14 protein-coding genes, 1 tRNA gene and 1 pseudogene are annotated in these 14292 nt (G+C 64.8%); 9 read left to right on the top strand and 7 right to left on the bottom strand.

Annotated elements, in window-relative coordinates; genetic code table 11:
- The first annotated feature begins 164 nt into the window (after positions 1-164).
- Positions 165-800, top strand: a complete 636-nt coding sequence (locus ACZY0R_RS14225; RefSeq protein ID WP_488858998.1) for a CGNR zinc finger domain-containing protein — start codon at positions 165-167, stop codon at positions 798-800.
- 478 nt (positions 801-1278) lie between these two features.
- Here the strand turns inward: ACZY0R_RS14225 and ACZY0R_RS14220 are convergent, their stop codons facing one another.
- Positions 1279-1716: a helix-turn-helix domain-containing protein gene (locus tag ACZY0R_RS14220; protein ID WP_488858997.1), complete on the bottom strand. Its 438-nt coding sequence runs from the start codon at positions 1714-1716 to the stop codon at positions 1279-1281.
- Between the two features lie 75 nt (positions 1717-1791).
- Here ACZY0R_RS14220 and ACZY0R_RS14215 point away from each other — a divergent pair, with 75 nt between their 5' ends.
- Positions 1792-2673: a class I SAM-dependent methyltransferase gene (locus ACZY0R_RS14215; protein ID WP_488858996.1), complete on the top strand. Its 882-nt coding sequence runs from the start codon at positions 1792-1794 to the stop codon at positions 2671-2673.
- Positions 2666-3172, top strand: coding sequence for a DUF2938 domain-containing protein (locus ACZY0R_RS14210; protein WP_488858995.1), 507 nt, complete (start codon positions 2666-2668; stop codon positions 3170-3172). Before ACZY0R_RS14215 ends, ACZY0R_RS14210 begins: the two co-directional genes overlap by 8 nt.
- A gap of 35 nt (positions 3173-3207) precedes the next feature.
- On the opposite strand, the gene ACZY0R_RS14205 is transcribed toward ACZY0R_RS14210, so the two are convergent.
- The gene (locus ACZY0R_RS14205) at positions 3208-4110 is read right to left on the bottom strand and encodes a LysR family transcriptional regulator (RefSeq protein ID WP_488858994.1); all 903 of its coding nucleotides are present in this window, start codon (positions 4108-4110) and stop codon (positions 3208-3210) included.
- A 140-nt stretch (positions 4111-4250) separates the two neighbouring features.
- On the opposite strand from ACZY0R_RS14205, the gene ACZY0R_RS14200 reads away from it, so the two are divergent.
- Both ACZY0R_RS14200 and ACZY0R_RS14195 read left to right on the top strand, forming a co-directional pair.
- Positions 4251-5447, top strand: a complete 1197-nt coding sequence (locus tag ACZY0R_RS14200; RefSeq protein ID WP_488858993.1) for a serine hydrolase domain-containing protein — start codon at positions 4251-4253, stop codon at positions 5445-5447.
- Positions 5444-6583 (top strand): annotated as a pseudogene (locus ACZY0R_RS14195) (MFS transporter); the annotation flags it as partial. The gene ACZY0R_RS14200 and the pseudogene ACZY0R_RS14195, both read left to right, overlap by 4 nt.
- Here the strand turns inward: ACZY0R_RS14195 and ACZY0R_RS14190 are convergent.
- Entirely contained in the window at positions 6561-6692 is a 132-nt protein-coding gene (locus ACZY0R_RS14190) for a hypothetical protein (protein WP_488859695.1), read from the bottom strand. The pseudogene ACZY0R_RS14195 and the gene ACZY0R_RS14190 sit on opposite strands and share 23 nt — an antisense overlap.
- Positions 6693-6839: 147 nt before the next feature.
- Between ACZY0R_RS14190 and ACZY0R_RS14185 the strand changes: the two genes are divergently transcribed.
- The gene (locus tag ACZY0R_RS14185; RefSeq protein WP_488858992.1) at positions 6840-7892 is read left to right on the top strand and encodes an RNA-guided endonuclease InsQ/TnpB family protein; all 1053 of its coding nucleotides are present in this window, start codon (positions 6840-6842) and stop codon (positions 7890-7892) included.
- 145 nt (positions 7893-8037) lie between these two features.
- Positions 8038-9060 carry an IS110 family RNA-guided transposase gene (locus ACZY0R_RS14180; RefSeq protein WP_488857956.1) on the top strand — a complete coding sequence of 341 codons (1023 nt, stop codon included), beginning with the start codon at positions 8038-8040 and terminating at the stop codon, positions 9058-9060.
- A 419-nt stretch (positions 9061-9479) separates the two neighbouring features.
- Here ACZY0R_RS14180 and ACZY0R_RS14175 read toward each other — a convergent pair whose 3' ends face one another.
- Positions 9480-10295, bottom strand: coding sequence for a 5'-3' exonuclease (locus ACZY0R_RS14175; protein ID WP_488858991.1), 816 nt, complete (start codon positions 10293-10295; stop codon positions 9480-9482).
- A 147-nt stretch (positions 10296-10442) separates the two neighbouring features.
- Here ACZY0R_RS14175 and ACZY0R_RS14170 point away from each other — a divergent pair, with 147 nt between their 5' ends.
- Entirely contained in the window at positions 10443-10682 is a 240-nt protein-coding gene (locus ACZY0R_RS14170; protein ID WP_488858990.1) for a helix-turn-helix domain-containing protein, read from the top strand.
- A 273-nt stretch (positions 10683-10955) separates the two neighbouring features.
- Positions 10956-11031: transfer RNA gene (locus tag ACZY0R_RS14165), tRNA-Met, on the top strand.
- Positions 11032-11262: 231 nt separating this feature from the next.
- Here ACZY0R_RS14165 and ACZY0R_RS14160 read toward each other — a convergent pair.
- The 3 genes from ACZY0R_RS14160 to ACZY0R_RS14150 are packed head-to-tail and all read right to left on the bottom strand — an operon-like array spanning position 11263 to position 14290.
- The gene (locus ACZY0R_RS14160; RefSeq protein WP_488858988.1) at positions 11263-12243 is read right to left on the bottom strand and encodes a tripartite tricarboxylate transporter substrate binding protein; all 981 of its coding nucleotides are present in this window, start codon (positions 12241-12243) and stop codon (positions 11263-11265) included.
- 50 nt (positions 12244-12293) lie between these two features.
- Positions 12294-13355, bottom strand: coding sequence for a cyclase family protein (locus ACZY0R_RS14155; protein WP_488858986.1), 1062 nt, complete (start codon positions 13353-13355; stop codon positions 12294-12296).
- On the bottom strand, positions 13352-14290 hold the full coding sequence (locus tag ACZY0R_RS14150; protein WP_488858985.1) for an SMP-30/gluconolactonase/LRE family protein: 939 nt from the start codon (positions 14288-14290) through the stop codon (positions 13352-13354). Before ACZY0R_RS14150 ends, ACZY0R_RS14155 begins: the two co-directional genes overlap by 4 nt.
- Between the last annotated feature and the right edge of the window lie 2 nt (positions 14291-14292).

The following is a 14292-nucleotide window of genomic DNA, read 5'->3' as shown; positions in this document are numbered from 1 at the left end:
GGCCATTAAATCGTCCAGTCGCTTGGAAGGCACACGCGACACCGCCGATCCATGTAACCTCTCTAACAATTTCAAGAAGGTTAGTTTATTGGATTGTAACTTGTCAAGACGCTTTTGAGCGGTTACCATGAACATCATCAACACTGCACACAAGGTCACTTGAGATGGACTTCCAACGCCTTCCCGCAATATTCGTGGCCGATGCGCTGGGCCTTGATTTTCTGAACTCGGTTGCTACGCCGACGGGTGAACAAGTCGACTGGATCGGTGATGGGGAAGGTCTTCTGTCCTGGCTGGAACAGGCAGGTCTGGTGCCGCACAGCACCCTCGAGGCGCTAAGGTCGGAGGCGATGCCAGGTGAACTCGATGGCGTCGCTGCACAGGCGCGAAGTCTGCGGGAATGGCTCAGGGGATTTGTCCAGCGTACGAAGGGACGACCGCTGGTCGGCGAGGACTTGCGTGAGCTCGAACCGCTAAACCGCCTGCTAGAACGGGACGAAGGGTATGGCGAGATCGTTGCCAACGCGCCAGGGGCGTCAATGGCCTTCGGACTACGTGCGACTCGACGTTGGCGCTCGCCGGAGTCGTTGCTGATGCCGATAGCCGAGGCAATCGCGAAGCTCGTTTGTGAAGAAGACTTTACGCATGTGAAAGCGTGCGAGGGTCCTCAGTGCACGCTGATGTTTGCCGATCACACGCGTGGCCACGGCCGCAGATGGTGCAGCATGGCGATCTGCGGTAACCGCGCCAAGGTTGCGGCTCACCGTAAACGGCTAAAGGAGCTGGCGCGGCTGGGGTAATGGACGAGTTCGGCTGGGTTGGGTCGACAGGCCTGACCCAGCCGCAAGGTGCCACTCCAGAATTACTGTTTGAAAAGTGGCGCGGTTTATCGAATCGCGCATGTTTGTGACGAAAAAGTGGTTGTATTTCGTGAACTGCGGCATCCCCAGTACGGAAAAATGGCGCAGCTTCCCGAACGGCACCATAACGGCGCGCCACTAATCGACCAAACTGCGCCACCCCAATGTCCGCTGCCACGGAAGTACTGCAGACCATCCAGGCCTCCCAGACAGGCGTCACGCTGGCCGAATTGCTGGCGGCCCATCCGTCCGTTGCACGCCGGACCGCGCGGCGCTGGATCAACCAGTGGCGCGGAAGCTGGTGGCGCGCCACTCGTACAAGTAACGTCCAAGGCGCGCAAGTCTACCCAGCGGCCTGACAGCGTGGGAATGCGGCAAGGCGACGCATGGGATGTCGTCGCTAGCCGCCACCCTGGAGCTAGTTCCGCGGTGGCTGCGGAGCCTTCTTCCCTGGCGATCCCACAACGCCAGATGCGGCGGCCCGCAGGATGCGGCGGAACGTGGGGCATTCCATGTGGCTCGGTGCGGGGCAGGCAGCGGTATGCCGCAGGCCATCGCGCATCGCGCTCAGTCTGCGGATCGTCTTGTCCAGCTCCTCCGCCTTGGCTGCGAGCATCCGCCGGTCGATGCGCGGCCGCCCCTCCGGCGCGAACATCAGCGCAATTTCATCGAGCGAGAAGCCGGCGGCACGCCCCAGCGCGATCAGCGCCAGCCGTTCCAGCACGCCGGCATCGAACAGGCGGCGCAGCCCTCGCCTGCCGGTGGACGCGATCAGTCCCTTTTCCTCATAGAACCGCAGCGTCGACGCGGGAACGCCGGATTGCTGTGCCACCTCGGCTATGTCTAGTTGTCCCACCCTCTTGACCTCAAGTCGACTTGAACTAGCATAGTTTAGCTTCCGCTCCTTGAGGGCAAGCAAAGGAAGACGATCATGGATGTCACGCACCAGACCGAAAACGAGCAGACGGCGCTCTGGAACGGCCGCGCCGGACGCGCCTGGGTCGAGTCGCAAGCGTTGCTCGACCAGATGTTCAAGCCGTTCGAAGACCTGCTGGCCGAAGTGGCGCGCGCCGGATCCGCGCGCCGGGTGCTTGACGTCGGCTGCGGCACGGGCAGCACGACGCTCGCCGTTGCGCGGCAGCTCGGCGCCGAGGGCTACTGCACCGGCATCGACATTTCCGAGCCGATGATCGCCGCCGCCCGCGCACGCGCCAGACAGGAAGACACGACGGCGAGCTTCATCCGCGCCGACGCGCAGACCCACGCCTTCGCGCCCGCCGGCTTCGACATGATCATTTCGCGCCTCGGCGTCATGTTCTTCGACAACCCGGTCCTGGCCTTCACGAACCTGCGGCGCGCCGCGAGCGACGACGCCGGACTCCAGTGCCTCGCCTGGCGCAGTGCCGCGGAAAACCCGTTCATGACGACGGCCGAACGCGCCGCGGCGCCGCTGCTGCCGAACCTTCCTGCCCGCCAGCCTGGCGCGCCGGGACAGTTCGCCTTCGCAGACCGGCATCGGGTCGCTTCCATCCTGGAAGAGAGCGGCTGGACCGGGATCGACATCCAGCCGATCGATATCGGGTGCACCCTGCCGGAGAAGGCGTTGACCGGCTACTTCACCCGGCTCGGCCCCGTCGGCCTGATCCTGGAAGATGCGGACGAGCGCACGCGCACGCAAGTCATCGAAACCGTCCGCGCCGCCTTTGATCCCTATGTGCACGGCGACGAAGTGCGCTACACCGCTGCCTGCTGGATGGTCAGCGCCAGAGCGCCGTCCGCGTCAGGCGCACCCAAGGAGGCAGTCAATGTCTGAGGCAATGGATTATCTGGTGGGCGCTGCTCTGATCGGGGCGGGTGCGACAGTGGTGATGGACATCTGGGCAATCGCCCGCAAGCGGATGCTCGGCATTCCTCCGCTGGACTACGGCCTGGTGGGCCGCTGGCTTGCCCACCTGACACGCGGGCGCTTTCGCCACCATCCCATTGCCGCTTCGCCGCCCGTCCGGGGCGAGCGCCTGATCGGCTGGATCGCCCACTATCTGACCGGCATCGCGTTCGCGGCCACGCTGCTCGCGCTCTGGGGCCTCGACTGGGCCCGTCATCCGACGCTGGGCCCCGCGCTGATCGTCGGCATCGGCAGTGTGGCGGCGCCCTTCCTTGTGATGCAGCCGGGCATGGGCGCCGGCATCGCCGCCAGCCGCACTCCGCGTCCCGCCGCCGCGCGCCTTCATAGCCTCGTCACGCACGGGATGTTCGGCCTTGGGCTCTACGGCGCTGGCTGGGTTACGCGTTTGTTTGGCACGTTTCAATGACAGCGCAACGGCGCGACGACGCCCAGCTACGGCCCTCAGCGTCCAGTGCCGCCACCCGGAAATACCCGCTCGCCCAGGAAATCGATCAACGCCCGCAGCTTGGGCGACGGGTGCCGGCTGGCCGGCCACAGCACGCGAAAGGTGCCGCTGCGCTCCACATAGTCGCCGAGTACGGGGAGCAGCCTTCCGTCGGCCAGCGCGTCGCGGATCGCGAAGTCCGGCAGGCAGGCGATGCCCAGGCCTTGCAGGGCAAAGCTCACGCGCGTCTCGATGTTGTTGCAGATCATGGAAGTGGGCAGGTGCGGCTCCGGGTCCGACGCGTCGCGGCGCAGCGGCCAGGCTTCCAGCTTGCCGCTGCTAGGAAAGCGGTAATGCAAGCAGGCATGCCCGGCCAGGTCGGCGGGATGCCGGGGCAAGCCGCGCTGTGCGAGGTAGGCTGGGGCGGCTACCAGCAGGATCCGGAAATCGCCGAGGCGCCGCGCCGACAACCGTGAGTCGGTCGGCTCGCCAGTGCGCACGACCGCATCGAAGCCTTCCTCGATCACGTCCACCATCCGGTCGGTAAAGTCCAGGTCCAGCTCGATCTCCGGGTACCGCCGCATAAAGTCGCCCAGCACCGGCAGCACCAGCGAGCTGACCAGCGGCAGGCTGACACGCAGGCGCCCGCGCGGCGCCTCGGCCGCGCGGGACAGCTCTTGTTCGGCCGCCTCGATTTCCGCCAGGATGCGCCGGCTGCGCTCCAGGAACAGCGCGCCCTCCGCCGTCAGGGTGATGCTGCGCGTGCTGCGGTGAAACAGCCGCGCGCCAAGCTTTTCCTCCAGCCGCGCTACGCTCTTGCCCACGGCCGATGCCGATATGCCCATCAGGCGCCCAGCCGCCACGAAGCTGCGCGTCTCGGCCACCTGCACAAACACTGTGAAGCCACTCAGGCTGTCCATGGATTTTTCCCGGCATGCTTATTACGGACAACCCTGTCCGGATAACCAGGAACTCTAGCCTACTTTTTCCCGATTCGAATGTTTCTTATCGTTCGCTTGTACTTGCAATCCCTTGCAACCCGCAACGAAGGAAAACGCGCATGACCTCCCGCCCCTCCACCCTGTCCGACGGCGTACCGCCTGCCCACCTGCGCGCGCGCGTCGACGCGGCGATCGACCAGGCCCTGGCCGAGCAACGGCTGGTCGGCGCCGTGGTGCTAGTCGCCCGTGACGGCGAACTGATCCACAGCCGCGCCGCCGGCCTGGCCGACCGCGAGGCGGCGTTGCCGATGCGCGCCGATGCGTTGTTCCGCCTGGCTTCAGTGTCCAAGCCCATCATCTCGGCCGCCGCCATGGTGCTGGTGGCGCAAGGCCGGCTCGGACTCGACGACGCAGTGGCACGCTGGCTGCCGGCGTTCACGCCATGCCTGGCCGACGGCAGCCCCGCATCCATCACGGTACGGCAGCTGATGAGCCACACCGCCGGGCTGGGCTACCGCTTTTTCGAGGCCGACGGCAACGGGCCCTATGCCCGCGCCGGCGTATCGGACGGCATGGACCAGCCGGGTATCACGCTGGCGGAGAACCTGCGCCGCATTGCCAGCGTGCCGTTGCTCTACAAGCCCGGCACCGCCTGGGGCTATTCGCTGGCAACGGACGTGCTCGGCGCCGTGATCGAGCATGTTTCCGAAGCACCGCTGGGCGACGCTGTGCGGGCGTTGGTCACGGGGCCGCTGGGTATGCGCGACACCGCCTTTGCCGCCGTCGATGCGGACCGCCTGGCCACCGCCTACGTCAACCACGCGCCGGTGCCGCGCCGAATGCGCGAGCAGGATGTGGTCCCCGTCCTTGAAGGCACGGCAGGCATCCGCTTCGCCCCCGCGCGCGCCCTGGACGCCGGCGCGTTTCCCTCCGGTGGCGCCGGCATGGTGGGCAGCGCGGGCGACCTGCTCCTGTTACTGGAAGCGCTGCGCCAGGGCGGCGGCCCCCTGCTCCCCGCCGCGTGGGTGGAGGAGATGGGCCGCAACCAGACCGGCGAATGGGGGCCGCCCGATGCGCCGGGCACCGGCTTCGGCCTGGGCTTTTCGGTCCTGCGCGATCCGGTTATGGCGGGCTCGCCGGAATCCACGGGAACCTGGCGCTGGGGCGGCGCCTACGGTCATTCCTGGTTCGTCGACCGCGCCAGGGCCTTGAGCGTGGTTGCGTTCACCAACACCTTGTATGAAGGCATGTCCGGCCGCTTCGTGACCGACCTGCGCGATGCCGTCTATGCGGCCGGAATGGAAATGCAGCCATGAACGCCGGCCGCTCCCTGTTCTTTATCGCGCTAGGCCAGTTCGGCCTCTACGCCATCGAGTTTGGCGTGGTTGGCATCCTGCCGGCGGTTGTCGAACGCTACGGCATCACGGTGGCCCGGGCAGGCTGGCTGGTCGGCTTGTTCGCACTGGTGGTGGCCGTGTGCGGGCCGTTCATGGTGCTGTGGCTGTCGCGCCATGCGCGGCGCAAGGTGCTGGCGGGCGCGCTGTTCGTGTTCGCCGCGTGCAGCGTGCTGTCGGCCCGGGCACCGGACTTCGCCACGCTGATGGCGCTGCGCATCGTCCCCGCGCTGCTGCATCCGGTGTTTTTTTCGCTGGCGTTCGCGGCAGCCGTGTCGCTGTACCCGCGGGAGCGGGCTACGCATGCCACGGCCATGGCCTTCGTCGGCACCAGCATGGGCCTGGTGCTGGGCGTGCCCATCACGGCGTGGATCGCGGCGCATTTTTCCTACGAGGCGTCTTTCCTGTTTTGCGCCGCCGTGAACGCCGCGGCAGGCATCGGCCTGCTGGCCGTGCTGCCGGATGAGGCAAAGCGGCCAGCCCCGGCGCAGGGCGTGCCCACCATCCGGCCGTCGGCGATCCTGGGCAAGCTGCCCGTCTGGCTCAACCTGCTGGCCACCGTGCTCATCTTCGCCACCATGTTCTCGGTCTACAGCTACGCGGCCGAGTACCTCGCGCGCGAGGCCGGCATGGGCGGCGAAACAATCAGCGTGCTGCTGGTGGTCTTCGGCATCGGCGGCGTAGCGGGCAATCTGCTCGCCGGCAGGCTGCTGGGCAAGAGCCTGGCGCGGACCGCGCTGCTGCACCCGGTGGTGCTGGGCGGCGCCTACCTCGTGCTCTACGCTTGTGGCAGCGCCAGCTTCTTGTCGATGATCGCGGTCTGCCTTCTGTGGGGCGCGGCGCATACCAGTGGCCTGATCGTCAGCCAGATGTGGCTCGCCTCCGCGGCGCCGGAAGCGCCAGAGTTCGCCACCAGCCTCTATATTTCGGCCGCCAACCTGGGCGTGGTGTCCGGCGCGGCGGTGGCGGGCGGGTTCATTACCGCCGTGGGCATGACGGGCGCGGTGTGGAGCGGCTGGCTGTTTGCCGTGCTGGCTACGCTGTGCATGACGTTGAAGGTGTTGCTGTTCGACCGCAAATCCGATAGCACCGGGCAGCCGCCTGCACCGCGAGAATCGCCAGCAGTGGCAGCGCCAGCGCGGACAATTCCCAAAGCCGCAGGATCATCAGCGCCATCGCCAGTAACATCGACAGGCTGACGTTGCCCAGCACGCCAGGGTTTCATCAGATTTGCTCCGAGAAACCTCGCCATTCATGGCGGGGAGTGAAAGGAGCGCCGTCGGCAGGCGGCATTCCCACGTTAGAATGTGCGGCATGATTCTCGTCTACCGCTACCGGGTGAAGTCGCTCAACGGCCTGCTCAACAAGCAGAGCCGAGCGGTGAACTACGTCTGGAACTTCTGCAATGACACGCAGAAGCACGCGCTCAAATGGGGTAAGAAGTGGCCGAGCGGGTTCGATCTGAACGTGCTGACCACCGGTAGCAGCAAGGAGCTCGGCATCCATTCCGGCACGGTCAACGCGACGTGCGAGCAGTACGCGAAATCGCGCAGCCAGCATCACCGTCCTTACCTGCGATACCGCGGCAGGAAGTGTCTCGGATGGGTGCCCCTGAAGGGCCGCGATCTGAAACGAGAGGGCGAGGCGTTTCGCTTTGCCGGAAGTACCTTTCGCGTGTTCAACAGCCGCCTGTTGCCCGAAGGCAAGATCAAGGACGGCACAAACTTTGCGCAGGATTCGCGCGGGAACTGGTTTCTCAACATCGTGATAGAGGTGGCTGATGTGCCGGCACGCCCGATTCAAGTTGGCGTCGGCATCGACCTTGGTTTGAAGGACTTCGCCACGCTCTCGACCGGCGAGAAGCTTTCCAATGACCGGTTTGGCCGGCATGCCGCCGAAAGACTGGCCAAGGCGCAGCGTGCGCGAAAGCACAAGCGGCATATCGCCAAGCTGCATGCCAAGGTGGCGAATGCCCGCGCCGACTTCCAGCACAAGCTCGCGCTCGATCTCGTCCGGCGCTTCGATTACATCGCAGTCGGCAACGTGTCGGCTTCGAAACTCGCCAAAACCAGGATGGCGAAGAGCGTCTACGACGCATCCTGGTCGTCCTTCCGGGACAAGCTCCGCTACAAAGCGATTGCGCACGGGGCCACGTTTGAGGAAGTGAACGAAAGTGGTTCTACCCAGTCCTGTTCGGCGTGCGGTTCGAAAGACAGCACGACGCGGCCGAAAGGTATCGCAGGACTGCGAATAAGAGAGTGGACCTGTAGTAGCTGTGGTGTCGTGCATGACCGTGATACCAATGCTGCGCTGAACATTCTCCGATGCGGACGTGCATCGCCAAGTGTGGGAATCCCCTGCCTTTAGGCAGCCTAAAGGCAGGGGAGATGGAATGAACACCGCCCTCCAGTAACACTGGCGGAGTTCCATGATCAGGGGCTCTCGCTTGACCGACGGCATCAATGTGCCAAAGTGAAGATCCGAACCATCACTTGAGGTAAGGAGAGCCCAAATGAATGCTACGACATATGGGCTGGATCTTGCAAAGTCCGTGTTCCAACTCTACTGGGTTGATCCAGAGACGGGAGAAACTCACAGCCGGCGCCTGAGTAACACCCAACTGATTCTCTTTCTGAGCAATCGGAGCTCCGGCAAAGTGGTACTGGAAGCATGTGGCGGCGCACACTGGTGGGCAAGAAAGATTATCAGCCTGGGCCATAAAGCCATCCTGGTTCACCCAAAGTATGTGCGACCGTTCGTGCGGACCAATAAGACCGATGCTGCCGACGCGCGCGCGATCTGGACAGCCGCGCAGCAACCTGGGATGCGAGCGATACCCGTAAAGACTGAGGCACAGCAAGCTCTACTGGGACTGCACCGAATTCGCTCGGAACTAGTCGACAGCCGCACGCGGCAGGTCAATCAGATTCGCGGCCTGCTAGGCGAATACGGTCTGCACTTCGTCGTTGGCCGCAAGGCCGGCATGGCGCAGATCCGCACCCGACTGAGCGAAATCGAGCAAACCATTCCGGCGCCCTTGTGGCGACTGATATCTCGTCAGTTAGAACGACTCAGGCAGCTAGATGCTGAAATCCTGATGGCCGAGCGGGAGATTGCTGCATGGCTGAAGACCGAGCCTGCAGCTCAATGCGTGGAAGCGATTCCGGGAGTTGGCCCGATCACCGCCACGGCCTTGGTTGCCACCATGGGATCTCCCCAGGCTTACCGCTCAGGCAGAGCCTTCGCGGCCAGCCTGGGCCTGGTACCTACCCAGAGTGGCACCGGCGGCAAGGTTCACCTTGGTCATATCAGCAAACGTGGTGACCCCTATTTACGCAAACTGCTGATCCATGGTGCACGCATCGTGGTGACTCGATCGAAGCAGCGACCGCGCTGGGTCGAGGCGCTGCTGGCCAGGCGCCCAACTAATGTAGCCATCGTCGCGCTGGCCAACAAGATGGCGCGCACCGCTTGGGCGTTGCTTGCTCATAGCCGGGTCTATGACCCCGGCTATGTCAGCAAACGTCCGGCATAACAAGCACCCCCACGCAGGCTGGGGCACAAACGAATACCTTCAGGGTTGCGCAGGGTAATGAGATAAGGTGTGATGGCAAACTAGGTCGGACCGCGGGAACGCAAACTCGATGACGTCCACGAGAGGCTTACAGCCCGTTGTGGGAGATGGAGTCGTTCCCGGCTGATTCCATCAAGGTCCGCAGGCACGGTCCTGCACAAAGACCGGATATAAGACAGCAACCGATACTACAAGCCAAAGCCTTTCAACGAACCTTGGCATCCCGGGCGGTGTTCATATAAGGACGTCAAATGTGTCGAGTGGCCGCAAACTTTGGCCTCCCGCGGTATGCGCTAGTCTGCACCACGGGAGCACCAGCTGGATATTAAAGGCTCTCTATCAGCCACTTTGCAGAGTCACGCGCCGGCGGCAACCGGGCATCAGGACGGGTCCCCCGCCGTGTCGCCCACGCGCAGCATGTTCCACGTCAGCCCAAGCTGGACATCGGTCTTGAGCGACAGCAACTGGCGGGAGAGCCTCGCCAGGTGTGCCTGCTCCGCCAGGTTCTTGCCGATCACGCCTTTCTCCCCGGACGCGTTGGCCAGCACGGTCTCCAGGTCGCCATAGCGCTGCAGGAGCTTCACGGCGGTCTTCGCCCCGATCTTTTCGACGCCGGGAATGCCGTCCGTGCTGTCTCCCAGCATGGCGAGGTAATCCGCCAGCTGGTGGCTGCCGACACCGAACTTGTCCATGACGTAGCTTTCGTCAAACCAGGACGGCTCGCCGTTCTTCGCCGTCGCGAAATGGTTGCGTACGATCGCGCCGTCGGCGATCAGCTGGAGCACGTCCTTGTCCGTGCTCACCGGAATCGCCTGCCCCTCCTTGCTCGCGGTCCAGCGGTAGAAGACGGTGGCGATGATGTCGTCCGCCTCGTAACCGTCGGCCGAGGCAGTCTGGAGCCCGAGCACCTCCGTCAGCGTCAGGCGGAAATCGGGAATGACGTCGGCCAGCTCCGGGTCCATGGGCTTGCGGTGCTGGCGATATTGCGGATACAGCGCGTGCCGCCAGGTCTTGCCGCCGGCATCGAATGCCGCCAGCGCATGCGTGGGCCTGCATTCGGCCAAGGCGCGGCGGAACGAGGCCAGGGCCGAGATCACAGCCCCTTCGACCTTGGCCGGAATGTCTTCCGATGGGTTGGCTTCGTAAACCCGGCGCAGGATGTTCAGGCCATCAATCAGAAGGAGTGTCTGCTTCATTATTCTTGCGATGCTTGCCGTCAGACCCTCTATTCTGACGTGCGATGGCGATGGCGCAACTTTTTGGACTGATCTATTCGCGAGAATGCGGGGTTGCGCAGGCGGGCCACCTCGTCTAGTCTGAGCAGACTCAACCTACACCCGGAAATGAACAACAACCACGACACCCGCCAGGCAGTAATCGACGCCCTGAAGAAAACGGGCACCCCGATGGATGCATATCAGATCGCAAAGGCCACGGGCGTCAGCCCGATCCAGGCCGTCCGGACACTGACCAAGCTCACCGCGAAGGGGCTTGTGCGGACCGATGGCCCGCTGGGTGACGATAACGACCTGTCCGCGCAGTTCAGTCTCGTGCCGGAGCCGAAGGAAGGCAGCGTGGGCTGAAAGCAGGCGTTTCGGGCTCTGGCGGAGCTGGCTGTCCCGGGGCCGGCTTCGGCGATCGTGGCATGAAGCTGGCGGGCGAATTCTGCCGCTCAAATTCAATCAAGGTGCGCCATCGATCTCACGCGAGCTCGCACATTCTCGCGCCCGTGGCCCCGTTCGCGCGCCGTCAATGCGTGCGTGGCCGGCCTCGCACTAACGTGATCGATAGACGATGCTGGCAAATAATTCCAATCAGGACTATCCATTGCCCGCCAACCCGCGTATATTTCGGCCCGCGGGGTGGAGCAGTTGGCAGCTCGTCGGGCTCATAACCCGAAGGTCGCAGGTTCAAGTCCTGCCCCCGCAACCAGATTCCAAAGCCCGTACGGTTCTCGCCGCACGGGCTTTTTGCATTGGCACGGCGCAGGTGGCGCAGGGGCCTGCCGAGGGCACGGACAAGCAGCAGATGTAGGGGCGGGGGCCGATCGATCCGGACTCTCTTGCCGACAAGGCGCCGTACGCGAATGCGTCGCGGCACATGCCGAGGGTAAGGCAAATGGGTCCGGGAGGCTGTCGGGCCGCGCCCTACACTTTCCGGCGCCTATTCAGGCTTGATGCTCCCGTCCTTGATGACCCGCGCCCATTTCACTGTTTCGCCATCGACGAAACGCTTGAACTCCGCCGGGGTGGAGCCGGCCGGCTCGGCGCCGATGGCAAGCAAGCGTTGCCTCACCTCTGGCGACTGGAGGATTTGCCGCACCAGGGTGCTAAGCCGGTCCACGATCGCCGGCGGCGTGCCGGCGGGTGCGAAGATCCCGTTCCATTCGTAGACCTGGTAGCCCGCCAGCCCGGACTCCGCCACCGTGGGCGTATCGGGCAGCGCGGGAGCGCGCTTGGCCCCCGTGGTGGCAAGCACCTTCAGCTTCTGGCCTTTGACGAGCGGGTACGAGGCCGCCATGTTGCTGAACATCAGGTCCACCTGACCGCCCATCAGGTCGCTCAGCGCCGGCGCGCCGCCCTTGTACGGCACGTGCAGCAGGTTCAGCCCGGACTGCTGGCTGAACAAGGCCGCCGCGAGATGCTGGGCGGTTCCCGGGCCGGCGGACGCATAGCTCAGCTTGCCAGGTTTTGCCTTGGCGGCGGCAATCAGGTCCTGGGGATTGTTGAACGGCGAGTTCGGCGGCACGACGAGAAGATTCGGCACCAGCACGACGAGCGAAACCGGGACGAAGTCCTTGCTGGTGTCGTACGGTAGCCGGGGCTGCAGGCTGGGGTTGACCGAGTGGGCAGTAGCGTCGAGCAGCAGCGTGTAGCCGTCGGCCGCCGCCTTCGCTACCGCACCTGCGCCAATGACGCCGCTGGCGCCCGGACGATTGTCGACCACCACCGTCTGCCCAAGCTTGGCGCCAAGCGGGGCGGCCAGGATCCGCGCCACGGTGTCCGCCGCACCGCCGGCCGGGTAAGGCACCACCAGGCGAATGGGATGGTCCGGATAGCCAGCGGCGTTGGCATTGGCGGTGACCGTAGCCCCGAACAGGGGCAGGGCCACTATCAGCCACTTGGCGACAAACTTCTTGTGCATGTCTTCGACCCCGTCGATTTGCAATGCGTTGAATTCGGTAAAGCGGCCGGCTAGACCGTGGCAATCGGCGTCGCCGGCGAGCCAACCGCGCCGGGCAGGCGCAGCGGCGGCGCGGTCAGCAGGAAGCGGCTGCGCCCGTGCGCGCGGAGCCAGCGTGCCAGCGGCGTCAGATACCACAGCTCGCCAAGATGAATGCCGTTCTTGAACAGGCAATGCGCGTGCAGCGGCAGGCGCGGCCCGCGGATCGGCGACGGGCTCAACGGCTTCGGCATCACCAGTTCCACCGCCGGGTTGTCGGCCAGCAGGCACGCCAGCCTGGTGTCGACGATCCAGTTCAGCAGCTTGCTGTCGTAACCGTCGAGGCCGGTGCCGCTGTCATGCAGGTGCTTGACATCCGGGTTGCCGTTCATCGCCAGCAGCGTGTCGGCAAAACCGGTGTGGATGCAGACCATGTCGCCGGTTTCCACCTGGACGTTGTCGGTCTCGAGGATGCGCATCAGCTCGTCGTACCCGACGGCATGGCGCTTGCGGCCGATATGGTGTTCGAGGTCCAGCATCACGCCGCGGCCTTGCGCCCCGTGCTCCGCCAGCACCGCGATGCTGAGCGCTTGCGCCACCGGATCCTGGTAGCGCGCCCAGGGCTCGGCGCCGCTGACTTCATGGCCGGGCCGGATATGCTCTCCCGCCTTGAAGCCGTTGTAGAAGACCGCCTCCGGCTCGCCGTCGCCATCAGCGTCGAAGTGACTGCCAACGTGTGCGAGGCTGTCCCACTGCGTCGAGTACTGCAGGCTCATCAGCACCACGTCATCGTTGACCACATCGGTGATGTTCGGATCCTCGGACGCGTACGACCAGCAGAAGCCCTGCTGCCCCGCGCTCTTGCCGTCGCGCAGGACCGCGAAGCGGCGCGGCGGCTGCCGGCGCGGATTCATCGCCGAGCCGCCCGGCACGTCCAGCGGCAGCGACAAGCAGAACGTCATCCCCTCCTTCACTTCGGCGATGCCCTGCAGTACTTTGGCCCTGTCCACCAGGTTCATCCGGCCGCGCTGGTCGTCGTCTCCGAACTCGCCCCAGTGGCTGCCCTCTGGGCTGTGCTTCCAGCGTTGCGTCATGCCGGGTCTCCCGTTGAATGCTTGCGTGGGACGATCGGCAGCCCGGCCACATCCATTTCGATGCACAGGATGCTTCCCGCCGTGGAGTCCGTCACGAACAGCGTCTTGCCGGCCGCGCCGCCAAAGGCGAGATTGGTCAGGGAATGCCCGGCGGGGCCACGCAGCACCTGCACCGGCTCGGCGCGGTGGTTCAGCACCCAGACGTAGCCCAGCCCCGGGTTCGCCACCAGCAACCGGCCGGAGGCATCCATGGCCAGCCCGTCCGGGCCGCTCGGGCCATATGACGTAAAGAACTGGCCGGTCTTGGATACGCTGCCATCGGCAAGGATCGGCATGCGCCAGACGCAATTGCCCCGGGTCACCGCCACGAACAGGAACTTCTCATCCGGGGACAGCACGATGCCGTTGGGGCTGGGCACGTTGGACAGCAGCAGCTCCAGCCTGCCCGCGGCGCTCAGGCGATAGACGCGGCCGGTAGGATCGTGCAGCCCGGTCTGCCCCTGGTCCGTGAAATAGATGTTCCCTTGCGAATCGATGGTGAGGTCGTTGACCCCTTTGAAGCTCTCGGTATTGCGGCGGCCAAGGTAAGGCGCCACGGTTCCGCTGCGCGTGTCGAGCAGCATCAGGCCATTGCGGTAGTCCGTCACCAGCAGTTCGGCCGCGCTGAGAAACTTCATGCCATTGGGCTCGCCGTCCCACTGGGCCACCAGCTCCCACCCGCCCTTTGGATCGATGCGAAAGACGCGGCCGTAGGGGATATCGGTGGCATAGAGATTGCCGGCGCTGTCGAACACCGGCCCTTCCAGGAAGGCATCGATCTCACGCCCGCCCTGGTTGGCATCGGCCCAGATCGTGCGCCTGGGCTGGCGGTATTTCGCCGGCATACGGGTAAAAAGGTCCAGCTCACGGACTTCCGGGGCATTCAGCAGGAACATGG

Source organism: Cupriavidus sp. F041, from assembly GCF_057814235.1.
Note: the sequence above shows the minus strand (reverse complement) of the source record. Positions and strands in the feature narration are given on the sequence as shown.

Coding starts and splice junctions, on each gene's coding strand:
- ACZY0R_RS14225 (WP_488858998.1), top strand. CDS start 165: ATGGACTTCCAACGCCTTCCCGCAATATTCGTGGCCGATGCGCTGGGC.
- ACZY0R_RS14215 (WP_488858996.1), top strand. CDS start 1,792: ATGGATGTCACGCACCAGACCGAAAACGAGCAGACGGCGCTCTGGAAC.
- ACZY0R_RS14210 (WP_488858995.1), top strand. CDS start 2,666: ATGTCTGAGGCAATGGATTATCTGGTGGGCGCTGCTCTGATCGGGGCG.
- ACZY0R_RS14205 (WP_488858994.1), bottom strand. CDS start 4,110: ATGGACAGCCTGAGTGGCTTCACAGTGTTTGTGCAGGTGGCCGAGACG.
- ACZY0R_RS14200 (WP_488858993.1), top strand. CDS start 4,251: ATGACCTCCCGCCCCTCCACCCTGTCCGACGGCGTACCGCCTGCCCAC.
- ACZY0R_RS14190 (WP_488859695.1), bottom strand. CDS start 6,692: ATGATCCTGCGGCTTTGGGAATTGTCCGCGCTGGCGCTGCCACTGCTG.
- ACZY0R_RS14185 (WP_488858992.1), top strand. CDS start 6,840: ATGATTCTCGTCTACCGCTACCGGGTGAAGTCGCTCAACGGCCTGCTC.
- ACZY0R_RS14180 (WP_488857956.1), top strand. CDS start 8,038: ATGAATGCTACGACATATGGGCTGGATCTTGCAAAGTCCGTGTTCCAA.
- ACZY0R_RS14175 (WP_488858991.1), bottom strand. CDS start 10,295: ATGAAGCAGACACTCCTTCTGATTGATGGCCTGAACATCCTGCGCCGG.
- ACZY0R_RS14170 (WP_488858990.1), top strand. CDS start 10,443: ATGAACAACAACCACGACACCCGCCAGGCAGTAATCGACGCCCTGAAG.
- ACZY0R_RS14160 (WP_488858988.1), bottom strand. CDS start 12,243: ATGCACAAGAAGTTTGTCGCCAAGTGGCTGATAGTGGCCCTGCCCCTG.
- ACZY0R_RS14155 (WP_488858986.1), bottom strand. CDS start 13,355: ATGACGCAACGCTGGAAGCACAGCCCAGAGGGCAGCCACTGGGGCGAG.
- ACZY0R_RS14150 (WP_488858985.1), bottom strand. CDS start 14,290: ATGTTCCTGCTGAATGCCCCGGAAGTCCGTGAGCTGGACCTTTTTACC.